This window comes from Olleya sediminilitoris, assembly GCF_016785945.1.
Taxonomy (GTDB): Bacteria; Bacteroidota; Bacteroidia; order Flavobacteriales; family Flavobacteriaceae; genus Olleya; species Olleya sediminilitoris.
In genome coordinates, this window is the sequence record NZ_JAEMEF010000004.1 from 103619 (window position 1) to 126367 (window position 22749).

Genomic DNA, 22749 nt, shown 5'->3' on the forward strand with positions numbered 1-22749 from the left:
CAATCTTCGGGAGAAAGATTTTTAAGATTTATGAAACAGAATATTGTAGTATTTTTTGCTGTATGTTATTGCGTGTTATCCTTTGGACAAACACCAACGGACTCTATTCAATTTTTAGATGAAATTGAGTTGAGTGATGTTAAATTGAAACGTAATGCTGCTGGATTTAAAGTCACCGTTTTAAACGATTCTGTATTAAACAAAAACACATCTACTTTTACAGATTTATTACGCTTTAATTCTAATATTTACTTTAAAGAAAATGGTTTTGGAATGGTGTCTTCTCCATCATTTAGAGGGACAAATGCCTCACAAACTGCTGTCATCTGGAATGGAATAAATATAAACTCGCAATTAAACGGTCAAACTGATTTTAATACTATAAATACAACAAACTTTAGTTCGGTAGATATTAAAAGTGGAGGAGGAAGTGTACAATACGGAAGTGGTAGTATTGGAGGTACTGTACATTTAAATAATAAATTACAATTTATTAATCATTTTAATTCAACAGCACGTGTAAGTTTAGGTAGTTTTAATACTAAGCAATATAGTTTATCTACGGATTTTGGAAACACCAATTTTGCAGGAAATATAGGTGTAAGTTATGTGGATTCTGATAATGATTATAAGTATTTAGATACCGATTTAACCAACCAAAATGGAGCTTTTAATAATCAAAATATTAATGCTAATTTAGGATATTTTATAAGCGATACAGATGTCTTAAAGTTGTACCATCAAACTTTTTTTAGTGACCGTAATTTTTCAGGTACATTGGTAGCGCCTTCTAAAAGTGGATATAAAGATTTTAATTACAGGAACATGTTAGAATGGTCACATATTGGTACAACCATCCAGTCCAAGTTTAAAGTAGCCAATTTACATGAAGAATATAAATATTTTGAAAATAAGGAGAAGGCTAATTTTTCGTTTGGAAAGGTTAATACTCTAGTTTTAAAGCACGATTTAAATTATGATGTATCTGATAAAATAGCATTAAAATCAATTTTAGAATACAACACTATTGATGGAGAAGGAGGTAGTTTTGGTAGTCCCAATAGACAAGTGTTTTCAGCGACCGCTTTATTACAGCATAACCCAACCAAAAAAATCACATATGGTTTAAACCTAAGAAAGGATTTTACTAGTGGGTTTACAAGCCCTTTAGTGTTTTCAGTAGATTCTAAAATTCAATTAACTAAAAATTATGCTATAAAAATAAATGCATCTAAAAATTACAGAGTCCCAACATTTAATGATTTGTTTTGGCAACCAGGAGGAAACCCTGATTTGGTTCCAGAATCATCATATCAAATAGATTTGGGACAAGAATTAAATTATAAAAAAATTAATTTAAAACTGAATGCTTATTATATAACCACTTCAGATTTAATACAATGGAGACCTAATACATCAGGACTTTGGAGTCCAATAAATATTGCTGAAACTGAACATTATGGGGTTGAAGCCGAATTAGGTTTTAAACAACAGTTTAAAAATCATAACCTAGAATTAAAAGGGCTCTACTCTTACACAATAGCTGAAGATAAAACTGCTAGTCAACAATTATTATATGTCCCTTTTCATAAAGCAAATGCTAATTTATCTTATGGATACAAACAGTTTAGTATGTATTATCAGCATTTGTTTAATGGAGAAGTCTTTACTTTATCAAGAGACGAATTACCATTTTATAACGTCAGTAATATAGGTGTCGCTTATAATTTAAATTCAAAAGGAAATACAAACTACATAGTAGAATTAAAAGTTAATAATATTTTTAATACCTATTATGAGAATGTAGCATTGCGCCCAATGCCAAACAGAAACTTTACAATTCAAACAACAATTAAATTTTAAAAAATGAAACTTAACAAATTAGCAATATTAGCTTTAAGCATAAGCTTAGCTTTTACATCTTGTAGTAATGATGATGACTCAACTGTGACTGTGGAGCCTATACTAGAATATGTGAATGGTATTATAATTACAGAAGAAGGGAACTTTACCAATGGTACTGGAGCAATATCTTTTGTGTCAAATGATTTAGAGTATGTTGAAAATACAGTTTTTGAAAATGTTAATGAAGAAACATTAGGAAATTTAGTACAAAGTATGGCTTTTGATGGTAGTCTAGGTTATATTATTGAAAATGGATCAAACGCTTTAAAAGTAGTCAATAGATATACATTTCAAGCCATTACAACAATAAGTTCAGGATTAGATAATCCAAGATATATGACTGTAGTAAATGGTAAAGGTTATATAACAAATTGGGGAGATGGAAATGATGAGACAGATGATTATGTAGCTGTTTTAGATTTAAATACAAATACATTTGTGAGTCAAATACCTGTTGCATTTGGGCCAGAAGCAATAGTGTCTTTAAACGATAATATATATGTTGCTCATCAAGGTGGCTTTACTCAAAACAACCAATTAACAGTTATCAATGCTGTGTCTGATGAAGTAATAACAACTCTTACTGTTGGAGACGTGCCTAACTCTTTACAAATAGATGAATCTGATACATTATGGGTGTTATGTGGTGGAAATCCAAATCATACTGCAAATGAAACTGATGGAGCGTTATATAAAATAAATACATCTACAAACACAATTACATCATCTATTACATTTGATGAAGGTCTACATCCTAGTAACTTATATTATGATACAAATAATTTGTATTATGGACTATCAGGAGATGTTTATAAAATGTCATCTGCAGAATCTACTTTACCTGAAATAGCAGAATTTAGTGTAAGTAACTTATATGATTTTAGTGTTAGAGGTAATCAACTATTTGCTTTAGATCATAATGTATATTCTTCAGAAACTAGCTATTTAAAAGTATTTAGTTTAGATACAAATTCTGAAATTAAATCTATAGATTTAGGGCCTTTTGCAGGAGAAGTTTATTTCAATAACTAAAAACAAACAAACAAACAAACAAACAAACCACAAACCAACCATTAATAAAGGCTTCTAAAATATTTAGAGGCTTTTATTTTATGTATAACAATTTCATCTGTACTTGTAATTTTAATCAAAGCGAGTAATTAAATAATTTAAAGGATAAAATCACAAACAAACTAAAACTTAAATACATGAAAAAAAACTATCTATTCGTATTAATACTTATTTTTAGCTTATTAGCCTATTCTGGTTATGCGCAAAGCTTTGATAATGGTGTTTTTATATTAAATGAAGGTATGTTTGGTACAAACACTGCTTCGGTCTCTTTTTTAAATGATTCAGGAACATTAGAAAACGACATTTTTGAAACACAAAATCCAGGTCAAGATATTGGGCAATTAGGACAAGGCATGGGATTTGATGGCGATCATGCTTACATCATTGGAAGTGGAAGTAATGAGATTAATGTTGTAGATCGTGTGACATTTACACACATTGCAACAGTAACAACGGATATTAATAACCCAAGGTATATTGCATTTGATAATGGATTTGGTTACATAACTAATTGGGGAGATCCAGCAGTTACTACAGATGATTATGTTGCTGTCATGGATTTATCTACAAATACTGTCGTAAATACCATACCTGTTATTGAAGGTCCTGAAAAGATCATTAAAAAGAACAATCAATTGTTTGTAGCACATCAAGGAGGTTATGGTTTTGGTAATTCTGTATCTGTAATTGACTTAGTCGATAATAGTGTCTCTCAAATAGTAGTTGGAGATATACCTAATTCTATAATAGCAGATAATGATTATTTGTATGTGCTTTGCGCAGGAAAACCTGGATGGTCAGGAGATGAAACTTTTGGACAATTATATAAAATTGATTTAAATGATTTTTCTGTCATGAGTATTTTTGATTTTGCAGCGACTGAGCACCCAAATTATTTACAAGTACAAAATAATAATGCTTTTTACGTGTTGAATAATGATATATATAATTTTAACTTTACAGGAAGTTTACCAACAACTGCTTTTATTGATACATCTGCGCAAAACGTAACTTTAGCTTATGGTTTATCTTTAATTGATGATACGTTATATTTGGCTGATGCTGAGGATTATGTTAGCAATGGTAAAATTAGAACCTATACAACGTCTGGTACATACGAAAATGAATATACCGTTGGGATTATCCCAAATGGAGTTTATAAATATGAAATACCATTAGGTATATATGCGCCTCCTGCTGGGCAAACAGGTACAACAGCAATAGCACAAGATAGTTCATTGTTTTCAGAATGGGCAACTGGAGCGACTATAACAAGAGGATTAGTAGATATTTCAAATCCATCTAATAATACATATGCTAGTGTTGGTGATTCAGATTCTGCTTTGGGTATCGCAGACGGAAGTGTTGTGAGTTTAGGAGATGGTGGAGAAGCAATTTTAACATTTGATACACCTATTAAAGATGACGAAGGTTTTGATTTTGCTGTATTTGAGAATAGCTTTAGTGATACGTTTTTAGAGTTGGCTTTTGTTGAGGTAAGTTCAGATGGTGTTAACTATTTTAGGTTCCCTTCGCACAGTCAAACACAAACTGCTACGCAAGTAGTTGGTTTTGGTAATGTAGATGCCACTTATGTAAATAATTTAGCAGGAAAATATCGTTCTGGATTTGGTACTCCTTTTGATATTAGCGACATTGAAGCGTCTACTATGTTAGATAAAAATAATATTACACATGTTAAAATTATAGATGTAGTAGGATCCATAGATCCTACATATGCAACATACGATTCTTACGGAAATATTATTAACGATCCCTTTTCAACACCTTACGCTTCAAGTGGATTTGATTTGAATGCTGTTGGAGTTATTAACAGAAACACATTAGGAGTAACTTCTTTTTCAAAAGAAATAAAAATCTCTCTTTTTCCTAATCCTACCACGTCACAATTTTATGTTTCAGAAATTGGTTTAATAACTATCTATTCTTCTGAAGGACGTTTGGTTTTAAAGAAAAATGTGGAGTCTACTGATAATCCAGTAAATATCGAAGATTTAAGCTCAGGAGTTTATATCGTAAATATTACTACTAATAAAGGAAGTGCTACGCTTAAAGTTGTTAAAAAGTAAGCCAGATTTAATACAAATAAAAGCCTCTAAATTATTTAGAGGCTTTTTTATACATTATATTTTAGGAAATTGTTAAGGTATTAAATCACAATACCACACACCATAAGTTTCGGCATCACTTTTACAGACATCATTATCATCGGTTTTAGGTGCTTTGTATTCGCGATATACTTTTTCTCCGATTGTAAACGGTATCGGATTTTTAAAGATTGGACCATCAAAACAAAACGTGTGAAATTCTCCATTTTCTCCACAAGGATCGACTCCTTCAGGAAGATTATCTATAAAGTTTTCATCTATAATAGTACCAACAAAATCTTGGTCAAAATATTTAGAATTTGCACAAACAACAATAGTTTTAAATCCAAGTTTTAAAAATTGAGTCAACAGCTGTTTAGTGTCTTTTTTCCACAAAGGAAAAACAGCTTCAACATCTAAAGTCGCTAATTGGTTTGTACGATAGGCTTTTAAATCTTCAAGAAAAATATCGCCAAATGCACTATGTGTAAATCCTTGATTTTTTAAACTAGTCACACTGTCTTGCATGATTTGGTTATAGACTTCCATGGATGGTTGTTCTGGCAACTGTATAAAACTAGCTTTAATATTTAAAGCTTGGGTTTGTGCTACTAGTAACTCTTGTCTTAAACCATGCATTGTGACACGATTGTAATGAGAGTTTATGGTAGTCACCAATTGGTTGACGCTATAATTGTTGTCGTTTAATAAATAATATAATGCTAAAGCAGAATCTTTTCCTGTACTCCAGTTAAAATAGGTTTTGTGTTTCAATAGCATTGGTTATTTAAAAATGTTAGGCATATCATTAGTATCGATATACATATTATCTTTAAGTATTGTTTTAGAATTAGAACTTTCAATAATTTTAAATTTAGCTTCATTTTGTGTGTTACTAAATCTTCCATTACCTGTTAAATGTTGAATAGCTCTAGCTAAAAGTGGTTCGTCTTGTTGTCCTAAAACTCCATAATTAGAAACGGTTTCTTCTAATTCAATAGTTGGTGTTAGCCCAGCTTCATATTCATAAAAACCATTAGCATTTTCATTTTTACCTACTAAAGGTTGCATAGCCCAAGTATGATTAGGATTTATATTTGATGTGCAAGAATAAGCGCAATCTGGACTATCATATAATGTTATTGAAAATTCGTTTTTCCCACGAGTTGTGTCTCCAATATGTACAACATTAATATATGGGTTTAAACCGTTAATTACCAATTCGCTAGCTGAAGCACTACTGCCTTGAGCTAAAATGTAAACTTTATCCAGGTTAAGTGTATTAATAGCTGTTCCGTCTGATAATTGGTTAACAAAGTTTCTGGTAACATCTTCTTCGCTTAATGCAGCTTGTATTTTATTATTCCAGCGTTGTTTTAAAAACAAATCCGAGGTGTCTTGACCAGCTATCATACTTGATAAGTTAATTGCAGAGGCAACACTTCCTCCTGGATTATAACGTAAATCTAGAACTAGTTCTTGTATACCTTCGGCTACAAATTGTCCAAAAACAGTGTTAAGTTGTTGGTCAAAATTACTTGTAAAACGATTGTACATTAAATAACCAACTTTAATACCATCTACAGTAAAGGTGTTGCTAATTAATATTGGATTTTCTTCATATACTTGTTTGGTCAGTGTAATTGTTTCGCCTGTTAAAACAAAGTTGTCATTAGCATCCATTTCGGCAAGACCAATTGTATAGGTGTCGTTGTCAGAAAATAATAAGCTACCAAAATTGTTTTCAGTTAATTGTACACCATCAACACTTAAAAATACATTACCACGTTGTACACCATTAGAACTAGCACTTGTGTTTGGTAACACATAATTAACAACTCCAAACACATCAGTTTCGGAAGCGTCAACGAAACCTAAACTAAATTCCATACCGTTGCTTTTTGACACACCATTTAAAGCATCATTTAGTTCAAAATAATTGTCAACAATCCAGCTAAAACGGTCTTCGTCGGATAAAAGGTTATAAAACAAATCATCAGGAGCATCAAAGCTATTTAAATAGGCAGTGTAATCTTCAGAGTTAGAAAATCTATTATCAGCTAAATCTGTAACTTGATCTTGCCAAAAGTACCAAAGGTTTAATCCTTTCCATACAAAATCTTTAATATCGACATCAGCAATAGTATTATCATCCTGATCTTCAAAACACGCTGTAAAACTAATGGATAATAGTAATAGCAAGGCATATGCCCAAGTCTTTTTCATAGTCATAATTTAAATTTATCTTTATAAATGTACTTACTTTATTTTATATTGAAAATAAATTGTAACAAATTTAATAATGGCTCGTCGTAATAGAAACCAACCAACCAAAATGACACAAACCGAGTTTTTAAATATTGTGATGCCTTTTAAGGACAAGGTCTTTAGATTAGCCAAACGATTACTTGTGTCTAGAGAAGAAGCAGAAGATGCGACACAAGAAGTTATTTTAAAATTATGGAAAAACAAAGCTAAAATGGAACAGTATAAAAACGTTGAAGCGTTTTCCATGACCATGACCAAAAACTTTTGTTTAGATAAGTTAAAATCTAAACAAGCACAAAATTTAAAAATTGTGCATAGTAATTATCAAGATCATAATGTTGCTTTACAAAAGCAAATTGAAGTTAATGATAGTTTAAAATGGGTCGCAAAAATTATAGAAGATCTACCAGAGCAACAAAAAATGGTAGTACAATTAAGAGATATAGAACAATATGATAATGACGAAATAGCAAAAATGTTAGACATGAATCCAACAGCTGTTAGAGTCGCATTATCAAGAGCAAGAAAAGCAATAAGAGAAAAATTAACAAGTACACATAATTATGGTGTTAAATAATATAGAACAATTACTAGAAAAGTACGAAGATGGCCTGACTACTTTAAAGGAAGAAGCACAGTTAAAAGACTATTTTAAACAAGAGACTGTTGCACCTCATTTAGAGCATTACAAAGTTATTTTTGGTTACTATATAGCAAATCAACAAGAAACTTTTACTAAAAACGTACCACTAAACGCTAAAAATAATTATAAAATTAAGTGGTTAAGCGTTGCAGCAGTAGCAGTCTTAATGGTTGGTATATATTTTAATAGACCTAAAGAAGACACAATAACAGAGGCAGACAGGTTAGCTTATAATCAAGCTAAATCGTATTTAGAGTTGGTGTCCAGAACCTTCAACAAAGGTACAGCACAAGTCCATTATTTAGGCGCTATTAACAAAGCAGGCACACAAGTTGACTATTTAAAAGAAATGGAAAACCCAGTAGGTCGCATTTTAAATAATAACAAACCCCAAAAACAATAACATAAATTTTAAAACCCAACACAATGAAAAAATATATAACAATAACAGTATTAGCAATATTATTGATGCCTTTAACAGGAATGGCTCAAGACATTTTTGAAAAATATAGTGATGAGGACAAAGTAAGTTACGTCTCAATTAAGCCAAAAATGTTTCAGATGTTGGCTAAAATAGATATTAATACAGATGATGCCGAAGCTAAAGCTTACATGGATATGGTAAACAGTATTACTAGCTTTAAAACAATGGCTACAGGAGATAAAACTATAGCAAAAGACATTACTAAATGGGTAAGTACACGTAGTGGTACTTTAGAAGAATTAATGGAAGTTAAGGACAATGGTGTTATCATGAAGTTTTATGTAAAAGAAGGTAAAGACAGTGATCATGTAAGTGAGTTATTAATGTTTATTAATGGTCTAGAGGCTGTAATGAAAGATTCTGAGGTTGAAATTAACGGAGAAAAACGTAGTATCGAAACTGTTGTAATATCATTAACAGGAGATATAGATTTAAACCAGATTTCTAAATTAACTCAAAAAATGAATCTTCCAGGAGGAGAGGAGTTAGAAAAGAAAACAAAAAACTAAAACCATGAAAACAACCATCCAATCCATAATAACACTCCTTGCTTTAAGTATTGTTTTAGTAAGTTGTAAAGACCAAAACTCGATACAAACCTATTTTGTAGACCATCAAGAGTTACCAGCTTTTATGTCTTATGATGTTGCTGCAGATGTTGTAGACTTTTCTAAAGCTAACCTAAGTCCAGATGAGCAAAAAGCATATCAATCTGTAGATAAATTAGACATTTTAGCTTACCGAATTAAAGACAATAACCTAGAAAGCTATAAAACAGAGTTACAAAAAGCTAAAAAGGTCTTTAATAACGAAAAGTATGAAGAGTTAATGGAGTTTAAAGACAAAGGTGTTAAAGTAAAAGTTAGCACTTTAGGTAATGAAGATGCAATTGACGAGTTTTTAGTACTTGCAAGCTCCAATGAGTTTGGATTTACAATTGTTAGAATTTTAGGAGATAACATGAAACCAGAAGAGTTAATTAAATTGACAGATAAGTTACAAAATGCAGACATAGATCAAGCACAACTTAAAAGCTTAACTAACTTTTTTAAATAATCCTTAATAGAGTTATAAAAAAAAGGCTTATCCATTGGATAAGCCTTTTTTATTATGTGTTATTTTCTTTTTCAAAAAAATTATCGTCGTAATCTTCAGGTTTTTTAACCATAAAAACGTTAATAATTACTATTAAATAAACCAAAACATTAATACCAATATAAACAGGATGGCTTAACCAATCTGTTGCTACACCAACTATAAATAATATGGCTGTTACAGTGCAAAGTATTAAAGATGTTTTGTCATTAAACATAATTAGATACCTGTGTAATTACTTGGAGAGATCGCTTTTAATTCGGTTTTAATAGCATCACTTACCTCTAACGTATCAATAAAATTTGAAATAGAGTTTTTATTAATAGCTTCGTTAGTTCTTGTTAGACCTTTTAAAGCTTCATATGGATTAGGGTAAGCTTCACGTCTTAAAATAGTTTGTATTGCCTCAGCAACGACAGCCCAATTATTTTCAAGGTCAGCTTCAAATTTAGCTTGGTTTAATAATAATTTCCCTAAACCTTTAAGTGTAGATCCAAAACCAATTAATGTATGTCCAAAAGGGACACCAACATTACGTAAAACAGTACTATCTGTAAGATCACGTTGCAATCTAGAAATTGGTAATTTTGCAGATAAGTGTGTAAAAATAGCATTTGCTATACCTAAATTACCTTCACTGTTTTCAAAATCAATAGGATTTACCTTGTGTGGCATTGCACTACTACCAACTTCACCTTTTTTAATTTTTTGTTTAAAGTAATCCATAGATACATACGTCCAAATGTCTCTATCTAAATCTATAACAATAGTATTTATGCGTTTTAAACAATCAAATAAAGCAGCCATATGGTCATAATGCTCTATTTGTGTCGTTGGAAACGAGTGTTGTAACCCTAGTTTTTCTTGTACAAAAGTACTTCCAAATGCTTTCCAATCAATATTTGGATAAGCCACTTTATGTGCATTAAAATTACCAGTTGCACCACCAAATTTAGCAGCACTTGGTATATCATTTAATAAATTAAATTGCTCTTCAAGACGTACAACAAAGACTTTAATTTCTTTACCTAAACGTGTTGGACTAGCAGGTTGGCCATGTGTTCTGGCTAACATTGGTATGTCTTTCCATTCTTCAGCTAAACGTTTTAATTCTTTTACAACGTTTAAGTATTCTGGGACATAGGCATCATTCATAGCCTCTTTAATACTTAACGGTATAGCAGTATTGTTAATATCCTGAGAGGTTAATCCAAAGTGTATAAATTCTTTATAATCACTTAAACCTAAAGCATCAAATTGCTCTTTAATAAAATATTCAACCGCTTTAACATCATGGTTGGTTACTTTTTCTATATCTTTAATAGCCTGAGCATTTTCAGTGCTAAAAGATTTGTAAATGTCGCGTAAAGCTTCAAATTTACTTTTATCTATAGATTCTAGTTGAGGTAATGGTACTTCACACAAAGCAATAAAGTATTCAATTTCTACTAAAACGCGATACTTGATTAAAGCTTCTTCAGAGAAAAAATCTTGTAATTTTTCAATTTTATTACGGTAACGACCATCAATTGGTGAGATGGCATTAAGTTGATTTAAAGACATAAAAATAGTTGTTTTTTAACAAGCTATAAATATAGTTTTTTTAACTATAAGACTAAAGGATTACACTTTAAGAATTTAACAAATATTAAAACCTATACCTTCAGTTTTTTAAAGATATGTTTAGCTCTTGCTTTAAAAGCAGCACTTTGACTAGTAAAATCGCGCTGTAAAATTTGCACCAATTCAGGATGTATCCAATCGTAATCTTGACCAAATAAATATAAAGTAGTCATACTGTAAGCTTTTGGAGCCACTTTACAATCATTAATTAACCAATCAAAACAAGCTTCAATAATTTTTTCTTGATGTATCGGAAGCAAGGCCTTTTTTAATTTTGAAGGCGAGTTTCCATAGTAAGCTTTAGCAATATATTCGCAGATTTTTGCGACAGGTCTTTCTGCCGAATCTAAATGCACTAAACCCATTTGGTCTGTAAACTTATCTAAGTATGGGATGATGGCTTCAAGATTTTCGCCACACATAAACTCTAAAATCCAAGCGGCTCTTGCAGATATTTTGTCATCTACTTTAAATAGAATATCAAGGGTTTTTGGTATTAGTTCACTGTCGTTTAATAGCATTTTTGCATAATACAAGCGTTTTTCTCTCGAGTGATTTACATAATTTAATTCTTGATATAAAGCGTCAGTACTCAAAGATTTACTATTTTTAAAACCTAAAAATAGCTAAAAATGAAAATACTTAAAAAGTTAGGACTTCTTTTATTAATACTTTTTGTGATTGCACAGTTTTTTTCTCCTGAAAAAAACGAAGGAAACACAGAGGATCTATCCGCTTTTTTAACCGAAACTAAGCCAAGTCCAGAGGTTCAAAAAATATTAGAAACCACATGTTTTGACTGCCACAGTAGTCATACTAACTATCCATGGTATGATAAAATTACACCTGTTAATTATTGGTTAGCAGAACATGTTGAAGATGGTCGTAAACATTTAGATTTTTCTAAATGGTCTGACTATTCAGTAAAAAGAAAAGACCATAAATTTGAAGAAATAGCTGAAGAAGTAGAAGAACATAAAATGCCTTTACCAAGTTATACGTGGACGCATTCAGAAGCAAATTTAACCCAAGATCAAATTAAAGCTATAGTAGATTGGGTTAACCAAGTCAGAGTAGGCTATGCGTTAGCGCCAAAAGCACAGTAGTACCAATTAATAATCCGTAAAAATCCCTCATTTGAACCAAAAATTATTAATCATAGGATTTGTTTGGCCAGAACCCAAAAGTTCGGCAGCAGGTAGCAGGATGATGCAACTTATAAATGTATTTAAATCTGCAAACTATGATATTACCTTTGCATCTGCCTGTGTAAAAACGGACAATGCTTTTGATTTAACAACCCTTGACGTAACGACTAAAGCTATTGTTTTAAACGATAGTAGTTTTGATACATTTATAAAAGACTTAAACCCTAATATGGTATTGTTTGACCGTTTTATGGTTGAAGAACAATTTGGTTGGCGTGTAGCAGAGCAGTGTCCTAATGCGCTTAGAGTTTTAGATACAGAAGACTTACACTGCTTACGTAAAGGTCGTGAACAAGCTTTAAAAGATCAAGCCATTTTTGATAAAAGCTATTTGCAAAACGATACTGCAAAACGTGAAATTGCAAGTATATTGCGTAGCGATTTATCGTTTATAATCAGTCAAGTAGAAATAGAAATATTAGTAAATCAGTTTAATATTAACGAGCATCTTTTATATTACTTACCGTTTTTATTAGATCCAATTACTCCAGAAACACAAAAATTAAGCCCTAAATTTAAAGATAGAAACCATTTTATTACCATTGGTAATTTTATGCATCCACCAAATTTTGATGCAGTACTTTTTTTAAAAACCGATATTTGGCCTCTTATTAGAAAAGAATTACCAAAAATAGAAATGCATGTTTATGGTGCCTATGAGTCTCAAAAAGTAAAACAATTACACAATCCTAAAGAGGGATTTTTAATTAAAGGTTTTACTGAAGATGCTAATAAAGTAATGCAAGAGGCTAAAGTTTGTTTAGCGCCTTTAAGATTTGGAGCTGGTTTAAAAGGAAAACTTATTGATGCCATGATAAACGGTACACCTTGCGTAACAACAACTATTGGAGCAGAAGGTATGTACGGAACATTAAGAGATACCAATGCGTTTATTGAAGACGATGCTAAAGCATTTGCTAAACAAGCAGCAGAATTGTATGCGAACCGCATTTACTGGAATGGTAAACAAAAAACTGGTTTTATGATTATTAATACCTTGTATGATAAAGCAATCTATACTAAAGATGTTTTACATAGACTTGAACAGCTTCAAGCAGGATTGCAAAGTCATAGACAACAACATTTTATTGGTCAAGTATTAATGCATCATACAGTACAAAGTACTAAGTTTATGAGTCGTTGGATTGAAGAAAAAAATAAAACCAAAACATAAACCTATGGTTTGGTTTACTTAATTTGTAAACATAAAAAGATAAAATATAAAAAAGAGCTTCAGTTTTAAACTGAAGCTCTTTTTTTATTACTCTATATCTTATATAATGTAGCGTTACTTTATTAAGCAGTAACTTCACTTTTTTTGATTTTTCTGTAAGGGAAAGAATTAAAAATACTACGTTTTGCAAAACGAGTTTGTTTATCACTCTGCGAAAATTTAATGTATAATCCTTTATTTACACCAAAATACTCATAAGTATCACCATTTAAAAACGTCACTTCTAATAAAAGACCTTTATGTTGCCAGTCCATTATAGGTGTGGTAATAGTTGTCATGTACTCTTCCTTATTTGCTTCAATAGTTTCAGGAGCCATACTTACTAAAAAGTGGTAACCATCAATAATTTTTCGGCTCATTGCTTCAGCTTCAATAGCTTTTTCATCTCCAGCTTGGAATTTGTCAGGATGCCATTCTTTTACCAAATTACGGTAAGATTTTTTTAAAGTTTTTAAAGATAAATCTTGATCAACGTTAAATAGCTTTTTGTACTCGTTAATACGTTTCATAACAGGTGTTTTTTTTAATAAGGCGCGAAAGTACTCTTTTGTTTTGAATTGACTATTAGAAAGTTGCAAAATTATTTGATTATAATTTCAAAACAACAAATTAAGTATTCATTTGTTTGTTTTTAAGGCGTTAACAAAAAGCTTAACTTATAAAAATAGTGTATTTATTTATTAAATAAATTTAGTGATGTAGGTATAACCTAAATTTAATGTAGGTTACAATTTGGTTATACTTTGGTAATTTTTAGTTAAAAAACCTCTTTGATAGTTATTGTTTTTTTGTGAAAAATATTCAACTTAAAAACACAACTAAAATGAAAACATTTAATTACTATGCATTAGCATTTGTAACATTATTTACAGTCACCTCTTGTAATGATGATGACGATTCTGGTACAGACACAAACGTGGACGTAAATCCAGTAAATTTAATGTCGCACTCTACGACACCAAATTTTTTACAAAAAACTAGCGATTTTAATAATATCAATATATATAACTTAATGTCATCAGAGGATCAGTTGGAAAATACTCCTGATTTTGTTTATGGATCTATGGCTGATGGAGCAGGATTAATTAAAAATGACGATGGGACTTTTACTTTAATCAATAATATTGAAGCAGATTACTCTATTGCTAGAATAACTTTGGACAAGACCTTTAAACCTGTAGGTGGAGAGTACATCTTAAATGCTGCTGCAACAGCATCCACAGCACAATGTTCTGGATCTTTAATTACTCCAGAAGAGCATGGTTTTGGACCATTATATTTATCTGGTGGAGAATGGGGAGGAGCCTCTAAAGGTGTTTTTATCACAGATCCATTTAAAAGTGCAGGTAATGCATCAACAGCAACATTGTTAGACGCCATGGGACAATGGTCAACAGAAAACGCTGTGGCTATAGGTAAAAATGCATATTCTGATAAAACAGTAGTTTTTATTGGAGATGATCATTCTGATAACTCTGTACCTTCAGGACATTTAGGAATGTATGTTGGTGATGCTGGAGATTTATATGGAGGTCAATTATATGGATTAAAAGTAACTACAGATGGTGTTGACTTTGAAGTAGATATGGAAGAAGGTGAATCTTATACTGCAGAATTTGTTCAGTTAGATGAAACACAAATAGACCTTTTGGATGCTGAGGCTAAAAGTAAAGGTGTTATGGGCTTTTCTAGATTAGAAGATATAGACTGGAGAAGAGGTAGTGCTGCTAATAACAGAGAAATTTATTTTTGCGTTACAGGAAGACATAAACCAGATTTAATAGGAAAAGGATCCTTATATGGAAGAATCTATAAAGTTACTTTAAACGAAAACGATCCAACAGGACCAGCAACTATTACTTGTGTTTTAGATGGAGATAAATTAGATGGTGTAGCAAAAGCATTCCATAGTCCAGATAATATTTTAGTGACTGAAAATTATGCTTACATCCAAGAAGATCCAAACGGATATTTTGATACAGATGATAAAACACACTTTGCAAGATTATACCAATATAATTTAAATACTGGTGAGTTTAAAACAGTATTAGAATGTGATCAAATATCAGCAGCTGCTCAAGGTTATGGAGAAGAGAATCGTATTTGGGAGCTTACAGGTATGATTGATATTTCTGAAACTGTTGGAAAAGAAGATACATTTATATTAATTACTCAAAATCATGGTTGGGAACCAGAAGATGGTTCTTCTTTTACAGATCCAAATGCTAATCCTGACTTAGAAAACCGTAAAGAAGGTAGTATGCTTTTTGTTGTTGAAGGTTTAGAGCGTTAATACATGATAGTATATTTTTATAAAAATATAAAGACACACCAACTATTGGTGTGTCTTTTTTTAATGGTTTTATGTGGTTGTAAAAAGGATAAAGCAACTACTAATATTAGTCCAATTAAGCAATATCAAAGTACATATTTAAAACACTTAAACGCTAGTATAAATTATTTAGATACTATAGTGTCTAGTACTTCTAGAACTAAATTTCAGGAAAACTATGTAAAAGCTAGACAGCATTTTAAACACATTGAAGCTGTATTTGCTTTTGTAGATAAAGAAAATTACAAAACTATAAATGCTCCAAATATTTTAAAAATTGAAGAAGAAGATGCAACAGATATTAAAATAAATAATCCGTTTGGTTTTCAGGTGATTGAAGAGGCTGTGTATGAGGATACAATAGACACAGTTCAGCTTAAAAAGATAGTTTTAAAAACAAAAAACAGATTACAATTAATTGCAGAAAACACTAATCTGAGATTGAAAGATTACCATGTTTTATGGGTTATTCGTGATCAAATTGCTAGAATTGCACTGACAAGTATTTCAGGTTTTGATTCACCTGTTTTGCAATCTTTAAAAGAATCTTCGCTTGCTTATCAAGGGGTTTTAGATGTATTAGAAGTTTTTGAGGGTAAGTTTAAGTCTAAAACAGTATATCAAAATTTTAAATCTGAGATTGAAGCTTCGCAAAACTTATTAAATTCAAGTGATTTTGAAACTTTTGATCGTTATAGTTTCATTAAAAACCATGCGCATAAACAATTAGAGTTATTACAAGCGATTAAAAAAGATTGGTCTGTAGATTTTCCATTGGAATTAGCTTTTAATAACGACATGACGTCTTTGTTTTCTAACACGACTTTTAACCTTGATTTTTTTGCAGATTTACCTCATGCAGACACATTACAATTGCAAAAGCAACAATTAGGTAAAGTATTGTTTAATGATACTAGATTGTCTAAAGATAATAGTATGAGTTGTGCTAGTTGCCACCATAAAAACAAAGCGTTTACTGATGGTCTAAAGGTGTTTCCTAATCAAAAACGAAACTCGCCAACGTTACTTTATGCAGCTTATCAGCAAAGCTTTTTTTACGATGGTCGTACTGGTAATTTAGAAGGTCAAATTGTAGATGTAGTAAATAATAAAGCCGAATTCCATTCGGATTTAGACAATTTAACAAAGGTTATAAAAACGGATTCTACTTACGTTAATACTTTTAATACATTGTTTAGGGATGGTGTTAATCAGCAAAACATTAGAAACTCAATTGCTGCTTATGTTAGAAGTTTAGGAGATTTTAATTCTAAATTTGATTTAAATATTAATGGAAAAGAAAACACTTTAACCACTCAAGAAATAAATGGGTTTAATCTATTTATGGGAAAAGCAAAATGTGCTACTTGTCACTTCCCACCAGTATTTAACGGAACAGTTCCACCTATTTTTACCGAAACAGAATTAGAATTGTTAGGTGTACCTAAAGACACAATTAATAATGTAATTGATACAGATTTAGGACGATATAATGTATTTAATACACCACAAAGACAACACTTTTTTAAGACACCAACCATTAGGAATATTTCTAAAACTGCACCTTATATGCATAACGGAGTTTATACCACTTTAGAGCAAGTCATGACATTTTATAACAATGGAGGAGGAGCAGGACTTAAAATGGATTTAGAATACCAAACGTTACCTTCGGATTCATTACAATTATCCAATAGAGAAATTAAAGCTGTGATTAGTTTTATGAAAACACTGGATGATCGATAGTGTATTATTCATTTTAAAAAAACAAAAAAACAACCTTAAAAAGTGGTTGTTTTTTTGTTTTAAATAATTGAGTTAGGAGCTGTGTTGACTAACTTTTATAACCTTTTCATTTTCAAAATAAATATCCAATACATCAATATCAATATTAAATAGTCCTGGAACAAAACCAAGTTCATAAGCAATATGATTATTGTTATAACTATAAAAGTCATTTCCTAGTAATTGGATAATTTCAGTCTTTGTTTTTCCAATTAAAATTTCACTTTCAATTATATCCTCAGACATTTTATATCGTTCAGCTTTGTTAGTGTCCCATTTTATTTTATCAAAATCATTAGATGGATAATATGAGATTGTAAAAAGCATCATATATATTATTCCTAAATAGATTAAAGGACTTAAGATTATTGATGAAATTAACGCAACAATTTTTCTTTTTTTTGAAGTTCCAAAATTTAATCTTTTCAAAATTAATTTTGAAATATAATAAACTATACAAGCTATAATTATAACAATAACAGGAACTTCAGGACTCATTTTAGTTTAATGTTTTTAAAATTCTAAATCTGTATTTTTAAACAATGCTTGAAAGGCAAAAGCAATAATCATGACGATCACACAACCTACAAAGTTTAACCATAAAAAAGGAAGGTTTATAACCTCAAATTCATCTAAAAAGAATAATCCAATGACTAATACTTGCGTAATTAAAGCTGCTACAAAAACAGCATTAGCTTTGATGTGTTTAAAGAAAAAGGCTAATAAAAAAATACCAAGGACGTTACCATAAAATATAGATCCAATAATATTTACTAACTGAATTAAATTTTCTGCTAGATTAGCAACACAAGCTACACCAATAGCTAAAATACCCCAAAGTAATGTAAATCCTCTAGAGGCTTTAACCATTTCTTCGTCTGTTTTAGATCCTACTCTGTTTTTGTATAAATCAATAGTTGTTGTACTAGCTAGCGCATTAAGCTCTGAAGCAGTACTTGACATAGCAGCACTTAAAATAACAGCCAATAACAACCCAATTAATCCTTTTGGTAAATTATTAAGTATAAAATGAATAAAGACATAATCTTTATCGTTGCTTTCTACTTTTATACCTTTTGCTTCACCAGCTTTTTCAATTAACGCTTTAGCTTCGTTTCGGATATCATCATTAGCTTCATTTGCAATAGAAATATATTTTGTAGCATTAGGTGTTTCGTTATTTGTAAAGGCACTAATAATGGTTTGTTTATCCTTGAAAATCTTATTTTGTTCAGCTTCCAAACTTTTATAATCCTCAGCATATTGACTATTTAACACTAAATCTGTAGCAGTTGGATTAAAGTTTAAAGGCGCTTCATTAAATTGATAAAATACAAAAACCATGACACCAACTAGGAGTATAAAAAATTGCATTGGGACTTTTAATAACCCGTTAAAGATTAACCCTAAACGCATTTCTTTTACAGATTTACCAGATAAATAACGTTGGACCTGACTTTGATCTGTACCAAAATACGAAAGCATTAAAAACGTACCTCCAATTAAACCACTCCAAACGGTGTATCTATTATTTAAATCGAAAGAAAAATCAAGTACTTCCATCTTACCACTAGCACCTGCAATGTCTAGAGCTTTTCTAAAAGTAATGTCATCTGGTAATTGATTTAAGATTAAAATGAAAGCAATGACCATTCCTGTAAAAATAACCACCATTTGATGCTTTTGTGTCACATTAACCGCTTTGGTTCCGCCAGAAACCGTGTAAATGATTACCAATACTCCGATAATTACATTTAATAGTAAAAGATTCCAGCCTAGTACAGCAGATAGTATTATAGCAGGCGCAAAAATGGTGATTCCTGCAGCAAGTCCACGTTGTATTAAAAATAAAACAGCAGTTAGGGTACGTGTTTTACGGTCAAATCTGTTTTCCAAAAACTCGTAAGCAGTGTACACTTTTAGTCTATGATACAATGGTATAAAAACCATACAAATTACAATCATAGCAATTGGTAGTCCAAAATAGAATTGTACAAACCCCATTCCAGAGTGAAATGCTTGACCAGGTGTACTTAAAAACGTGATAGCACTAGCTTGTGTAGCCATTACAGATAGACCAATAGTCCACCATTTACTGTTGCTTCCGCCTTTTAAATAATCTTGTACATTTTTACTTCCTCTGGTTTGATACGTACCATAAATAACAATGGTTAATAGTGTCCCGATTAAGACAATCCAATCTAGTGTTTGCATAATTTAGAACAGTTTTGTGATAAAATAAAATGCGATAACGTACGCAAGGTTAGCAATTAATAATAATGTATATAATGGTTTCCATTGGTATTTGGGTTGGTCTTTTTGCATGGTTTAGTGTTTTAATGCTTTATCATTATTAATATTGTCTTTACCTATACTTAGCATATTAGCAAATAACCTGTAAGCACCAGAAACTCCTGCAGGAAACTCTCTAAAAAAGCTTAAACCTGTATATATGTAATGTCCTTTTCCGTGTTTAGCAACAAGTAAGCTTCCTGTTTTAGCAGTTTCGTTTTTGTCATGCATAGATAATATTGGCGTAAACTGTGGAGCCCATTGATTTGGAAAATACAAACCACGCTCTTGCGTCCAGCCTTCAAAATCTTTAGTAGTAATAGTGTTAGGAAAGTTTAATATCTCATGTTTAGGAGCTAATAATTTAACTTCGGCGTTTTCATCTGTAACACGATCTCTAGATAATTTTAAGTCGTAAGGTGCAATTTGATCTGTTTTTAAACGACGATTAGTATTGTATTGCACAATCATGTTTCCTCCATTTTTAACAAAATCAAACAGTAGGTCTTGTTTAAATTTTAAAGTTTCAACAATATTGTAAGCTCTAATACCTACGACTACAGCATCAAAAGCACTAAGTCTTTCTGCTGTAATCTCTTCAGGTTTTAAAACCATAACATTATAACCAATTTGCTTTAAACTTTCAGGAACCACATCTCCAGCACCTTCAATGTAAGCAATGTTATTTCCTCTTTTTTGAATGTCTAGGCGAACAATTTTACTTTCGCTAGGTAGTAATACTGTTTGAAATGGAATATGCTCATAGTCAATTTCTACTAACTCTCTAGTGTAAGTTTTATTACCAATAGTAACAATAGGACTTAATAAGCCTTCATTTTGATTTTTAGGAGGAATAACAGTAAAAACTAAGGTTTGCTCTTGACCTTTATTAGCAATAGAAATGTTTTGCTTTTCAGGATACACAGACCATCCGTTTGGATAGGCAAGGGTAACAAAACCTTCTAAATTATCTTTTCCTGCTTTAACAGTTACAGGAATCTCTTTTTGTTGGTCATTTTCAAAAATAATAACCTTCTGATCTATTTTGGCAGAGGCTTCAGGTATAATTTCAAAAGGTCTATACAATTCACCTTTATCAGGTTTTGAATAACGATAAATTAGGTCTTTTTTTAGAGTAAAAGCAAAACCATTTATATTTAAATTAAAATCAACCGTTATTGCACGTGGTGTTTCTGGTTTTCCTATTAAGTTTTTATCATCAACAGTGTACATTCCTAAACTTCCTTTTTTATTTAGCCAATAAGGAGCTGTAGGTTGTAATTTTGTAGATATAGTAAGCTGCTCCTTTATTTGTTGTTTGTTGTTGTAATTTAAAGGTTTACCGTATTTAGTAGTATTAATTTTATTATTTAATATAGAATAACTGTCTAATGTTATGTTTGCGTTGCTTCGGTTTAAAGCTTCTATAGTTACATCTATAGTTTCGCCAGTTGAAGCTGTTGGAGCGCTTGCTGAAGCCTCAAGGTATAATCCTGCACAAGCTTCAATTATTCTATTAATTTCTTTAATTTTTTGAGTTTTCCATTGAGGGTTATCTATGTTAGCAATTAATTGTCTAGCTTCTAATAGTTGACTTAAATGCGCTGAAGGATTTTCAAAATTAAAATTGTTTTCAATAGTTTTTAAAATAGCTTCAATTATTTTACCACCTTTAACTCTTGTCCAAGTGGTATTTATGCCATCAAAAATATTGTTTTTATCTTTTGGTAAATCACCTTTAATTAACTCGATATATTCAGTTTGACTTCCACGTTGAGATAAACGACCAAAACCTTGGCACAAATGTTGGCTACTGGCTAATGCTGCTATTTCGTTGTTTGATAAGCCTAATGCAGGATAATAGACACCAATGTCAAAGCTTAAGAGATTTGTTTTATCTGCTTCATCAAATTTTTCTTGGCTACCATAAAACCACCATGAGGTATTAAAAAACTCGCGTTGAGGTTGCCAAGTTCCGTATTGTTTAACTTGATCAGGATATGCATTTTTATCGTTAGCCAGATCAAAAGCTTCTACACTTAACATAGCCGAACTTGTGTGATGACCATGTGTTGTACCTGGACTTCTGTGGTCAAAACGATTGATAATTATATCTGGTTTAAATTGTCTAATAGCTAAAACAACATCACTTAAAACTTCGTCTTTATTCCAGATCTCTAAAGTTTCATCAGGATGTTTAGAGTATCCAAAATCATTAGCTCTTGTAAAGCGTTGTTCTCCACCATCTGTACGCCTTGCTGCTAATAGCTCTTGCGTACGTATTACACCTAATAGCTCTCTAATTTCTGGACCTATAAGGTTTTGTCCACCATCACCACGTGTTAATGATAAGTAAGCAGTGCGTGCTTTAACATGGTTAGCCATGTAAGAAATTAATCTTGTGTTTTCGTCATCAGGATGTGCTGCCAAATATAAAACAGAACCCAAAAAGTTTAGTTTTTTAACAGATTGATGTATCTCTGAAGCGTTAAGTTTTTCCGGTTGTTGTGCTTGTGTAGTAAGCGAAAAACATAGTAGTAGTAAGACCGAAGCCAATAATTTTTGCATGGTTATTTTTTCAAATTTGAAACTATTTCAAATATAAACAAGTCATGTAGTGATTATTGGATTTTTAGTTTTCTTTAACTTAAATTAACACAAAGTGAAAGTTGAAAACTGACAATATTAAAAGGTTTAA

General features: G+C 31.0%; 20 protein-coding genes. 11 read left to right on the forward strand and 9 right to left on the reverse strand.

Annotation, left to right across the window (positions count from 1 at the left end; translation table 11 throughout):
- Positions 1 to 30: 30 nt before the first annotated feature.
- The 3 genes from JAO71_RS06200 (at position 31) to JAO71_RS15840 (ending at position 5069) form a co-directional block, all read left to right on the forward strand.
- Positions 31 to 1863, forward strand: coding sequence for a TonB-dependent receptor plug domain-containing protein (locus JAO71_RS06200; protein ID WP_202999616.1), 1833 nt, complete (start codon positions 31 to 33; stop codon positions 1861 to 1863).
- A gap of 3 nt (positions 1864 to 1866) precedes the next feature.
- Positions 1867 to 2937, forward strand: a complete 1071-nt coding sequence (locus JAO71_RS06205; RefSeq protein ID WP_202999618.1) for a YncE family protein — start codon at positions 1867 to 1869, stop codon at positions 2935 to 2937.
- 176 nt (positions 2938 to 3113) lie between these two features.
- Positions 3114 to 5069, forward strand: a complete 1956-nt coding sequence (locus tag JAO71_RS15840; protein WP_236011184.1) for a DUF5074 domain-containing protein — start codon at positions 3114 to 3116, stop codon at positions 5067 to 5069.
- 72 nt (positions 5070 to 5141) lie between these two features.
- On the opposite strand, the gene JAO71_RS06215 is transcribed toward JAO71_RS15840, so the two are convergent.
- Together JAO71_RS06215 and JAO71_RS06220 are read right to left on the reverse strand one after the other, a co-directional pair.
- Positions 5142 to 5867, reverse strand: a complete 726-nt coding sequence (locus JAO71_RS06215; RefSeq protein WP_202999620.1) for a Dph6-related ATP pyrophosphatase — start codon at positions 5865 to 5867, stop codon at positions 5142 to 5144.
- 3 nt (positions 5868 to 5870) lie between these two features.
- Positions 5871 to 7313 (reverse strand): S41 family peptidase, encoded by a 1443-nt coding sequence (locus JAO71_RS06220; protein WP_202999622.1) that lies wholly within the window; start codon positions 7311 to 7313, stop codon positions 5871 to 5873.
- Between the two features lie 109 nt (positions 7314 to 7422).
- On the opposite strand from JAO71_RS06220, the gene JAO71_RS06225 reads away from it, so the two are divergent.
- The 4 genes from JAO71_RS06225 to JAO71_RS06240 are packed head-to-tail and all read left to right on the forward strand — an operon-like array spanning position 7423 to position 9538.
- Positions 7423 to 7932, forward strand: a complete 510-nt coding sequence (locus JAO71_RS06225; RefSeq protein ID WP_054851512.1) for an RNA polymerase sigma factor — start codon at positions 7423 to 7425, stop codon at positions 7930 to 7932.
- A complete protein-coding gene (locus JAO71_RS06230) occupies positions 7919 to 8401 on the forward strand; it encodes a hypothetical protein (protein ID WP_116823126.1) in 483 nt (160 codons plus the stop codon). The genes JAO71_RS06225 and JAO71_RS06230 overlap by 14 nt, the downstream gene beginning before the upstream one ends.
- 23 nt (positions 8402 to 8424) lie before the next feature.
- Positions 8425 to 8991, forward strand: coding sequence for a DUF4252 domain-containing protein (locus tag JAO71_RS06235; protein ID WP_028291226.1), 567 nt, complete (start codon positions 8425 to 8427; stop codon positions 8989 to 8991).
- 4 nt (positions 8992 to 8995) lie between these two features.
- Positions 8996 to 9538 (forward strand): DUF4252 domain-containing protein, encoded by a 543-nt coding sequence (locus JAO71_RS06240; protein ID WP_028291225.1) that lies wholly within the window; start codon positions 8996 to 8998, stop codon positions 9536 to 9538.
- Between the two features lie 52 nt (positions 9539 to 9590).
- On the opposite strand, the gene JAO71_RS06245 is transcribed toward JAO71_RS06240, so the two are convergent.
- From JAO71_RS06245 to JAO71_RS06255, 3 genes are all read right to left on the reverse strand, one after another.
- Positions 9591 to 9794, reverse strand: coding sequence for a hypothetical protein (locus tag JAO71_RS06245; protein ID WP_028606454.1), 204 nt, complete (start codon positions 9792 to 9794; stop codon positions 9591 to 9593).
- Between the two features lie 2 nt (positions 9795 to 9796).
- Positions 9797 to 11140, reverse strand: a complete 1344-nt coding sequence (gene purB, locus JAO71_RS06250; RefSeq protein ID WP_202999624.1) for an adenylosuccinate lyase — start codon at positions 11138 to 11140, stop codon at positions 9797 to 9799.
- 92 nt (positions 11141 to 11232) lie between these two features.
- Entirely contained in the window at positions 11233 to 11796 is a 564-nt protein-coding gene (locus JAO71_RS06255; RefSeq protein ID WP_202999626.1) for an adenylosuccinate lyase, read from the reverse strand.
- A gap of 36 nt (positions 11797 to 11832) precedes the next feature.
- Between JAO71_RS06255 and JAO71_RS06260 the strand changes: the two genes are divergently transcribed.
- Positions 11833 to 12306, forward strand: a complete 474-nt coding sequence (locus JAO71_RS06260) for a heme-binding domain-containing protein (RefSeq protein ID WP_202999628.1) — start codon at positions 11833 to 11835, stop codon at positions 12304 to 12306.
- 31 nt (positions 12307 to 12337) lie between these two features.
- Entirely contained in the window at positions 12338 to 13582 is a 1245-nt protein-coding gene (locus JAO71_RS06265) for a glycosyltransferase (RefSeq protein WP_202999630.1), read from the forward strand.
- A gap of 122 nt (positions 13583 to 13704) precedes the next feature.
- Here JAO71_RS06265 and JAO71_RS06270 read toward each other — a convergent pair whose 3' ends face one another.
- The gene (locus JAO71_RS06270) at positions 13705 to 14151 is read right to left on the reverse strand and encodes a KTSC domain-containing protein (protein ID WP_028291219.1); all 447 of its coding nucleotides are present in this window, start codon (positions 14149 to 14151) and stop codon (positions 13705 to 13707) included.
- A 314-nt stretch (positions 14152 to 14465) separates the two neighbouring features.
- On the opposite strand from JAO71_RS06270, the gene JAO71_RS06275 reads away from it, so the two are divergent.
- Positions 14466 to 15935, forward strand: coding sequence for an alkaline phosphatase PhoX (locus JAO71_RS06275; protein WP_202999632.1), 1470 nt, complete (start codon positions 14466 to 14468; stop codon positions 15933 to 15935).
- Between the two features lie 48 nt (positions 15936 to 15983).
- Complete coding sequence (locus tag JAO71_RS06280) at positions 15984 to 17720, forward strand: cytochrome-c peroxidase (protein ID WP_317193458.1); 1737 nt, start codon at positions 15984 to 15986, stop codon at positions 17718 to 17720.
- A 72-nt stretch (positions 17721 to 17792) separates the two neighbouring features.
- Here JAO71_RS06280 and JAO71_RS06285 read toward each other — a convergent pair whose 3' ends face one another.
- From JAO71_RS06285 to JAO71_RS06295, 3 genes are all read right to left on the reverse strand, one after another.
- Positions 17793 to 18257, reverse strand: coding sequence for a hypothetical protein (locus JAO71_RS06285; RefSeq protein ID WP_162874846.1), 465 nt, complete (start codon positions 18255 to 18257; stop codon positions 17793 to 17795).
- Between the two features lie 15 nt (positions 18258 to 18272).
- Positions 18273 to 19973, reverse strand: coding sequence for a sodium:solute symporter (locus JAO71_RS06290; RefSeq protein WP_202999635.1), 1701 nt, complete (start codon positions 19971 to 19973; stop codon positions 18273 to 18275).
- 114 nt (positions 19974 to 20087) lie between these two features.
- Entirely contained in the window at positions 20088 to 22619 is a 2532-nt protein-coding gene (locus JAO71_RS06295; protein WP_202999637.1) for a PIG-L family deacetylase, read from the reverse strand.
- Between the last annotated feature and the right edge of the window lie 130 nt (positions 22620 to 22749).

Bases quoted from the DNA above. Each gene is read 5' to 3' on its own strand.
- JAO71_RS06235 (WP_028291226.1), top strand. From the start codon at position 8,425: ATGAAAAAATATATAACAATAACAGTATTAGCAATATTATTGATGCCT.
- JAO71_RS06290 (WP_202999635.1), bottom strand. From the start codon at position 19,973: ATGCAAACACTAGATTGGATTGTCTTAATCGGGACACTATTAACCATT.
- JAO71_RS06240 (WP_028291225.1), top strand. From the start codon at position 8,996: ATGAAAACAACCATCCAATCCATAATAACACTCCTTGCTTTAAGTATT.
- JAO71_RS06285 (WP_162874846.1), bottom strand. From the start codon at position 18,257: ATGAGTCCTGAAGTTCCTGTTATTGTTATAATTATAGCTTGTATAGTT.
- JAO71_RS06205 (WP_202999618.1), top strand. From the start codon at position 1,867: ATGAAACTTAACAAATTAGCAATATTAGCTTTAAGCATAAGCTTAGCT.
- purB (WP_202999624.1), bottom strand. From the start codon at position 11,140: ATGTCTTTAAATCAACTTAATGCCATCTCACCAATTGATGGTCGTTAC.
- JAO71_RS06215 (WP_202999620.1), bottom strand. From the start codon at position 5,867: ATGCTATTGAAACACAAAACCTATTTTAACTGGAGTACAGGAAAAGAT.
- JAO71_RS06275 (WP_202999632.1), top strand. From the start codon at position 14,466: ATGAAAACATTTAATTACTATGCATTAGCATTTGTAACATTATTTACA.
- JAO71_RS06230 (WP_116823126.1), top strand. From the start codon at position 7,919: ATGGTGTTAAATAATATAGAACAATTACTAGAAAAGTACGAAGATGGC.
- JAO71_RS15840 (WP_236011184.1), top strand. From the start codon at position 3,114: ATGAAAAAAAACTATCTATTCGTATTAATACTTATTTTTAGCTTATTA.
- JAO71_RS06260 (WP_202999628.1), top strand. From the start codon at position 11,833: ATGAAAATACTTAAAAAGTTAGGACTTCTTTTATTAATACTTTTTGTG.
- JAO71_RS06200 (WP_202999616.1), top strand. From the start codon at position 31: ATGAAACAGAATATTGTAGTATTTTTTGCTGTATGTTATTGCGTGTTA.
- JAO71_RS06220 (WP_202999622.1), bottom strand. From the start codon at position 7,313: ATGAAAAAGACTTGGGCATATGCCTTGCTATTACTATTATCCATTAGT.
- JAO71_RS06245 (WP_028606454.1), bottom strand. From the start codon at position 9,794: ATGTTTAATGACAAAACATCTTTAATACTTTGCACTGTAACAGCCATA.
- JAO71_RS06295 (WP_202999637.1), bottom strand. From the start codon at position 22,619: ATGCAAAAATTATTGGCTTCGGTCTTACTACTACTATGTTTTTCGCTT.
- JAO71_RS06270 (WP_028291219.1), bottom strand. From the start codon at position 14,151: ATGAAACGTATTAACGAGTACAAAAAGCTATTTAACGTTGATCAAGAT.
- JAO71_RS06225 (WP_054851512.1), top strand. From the start codon at position 7,423: ATGACACAAACCGAGTTTTTAAATATTGTGATGCCTTTTAAGGACAAG.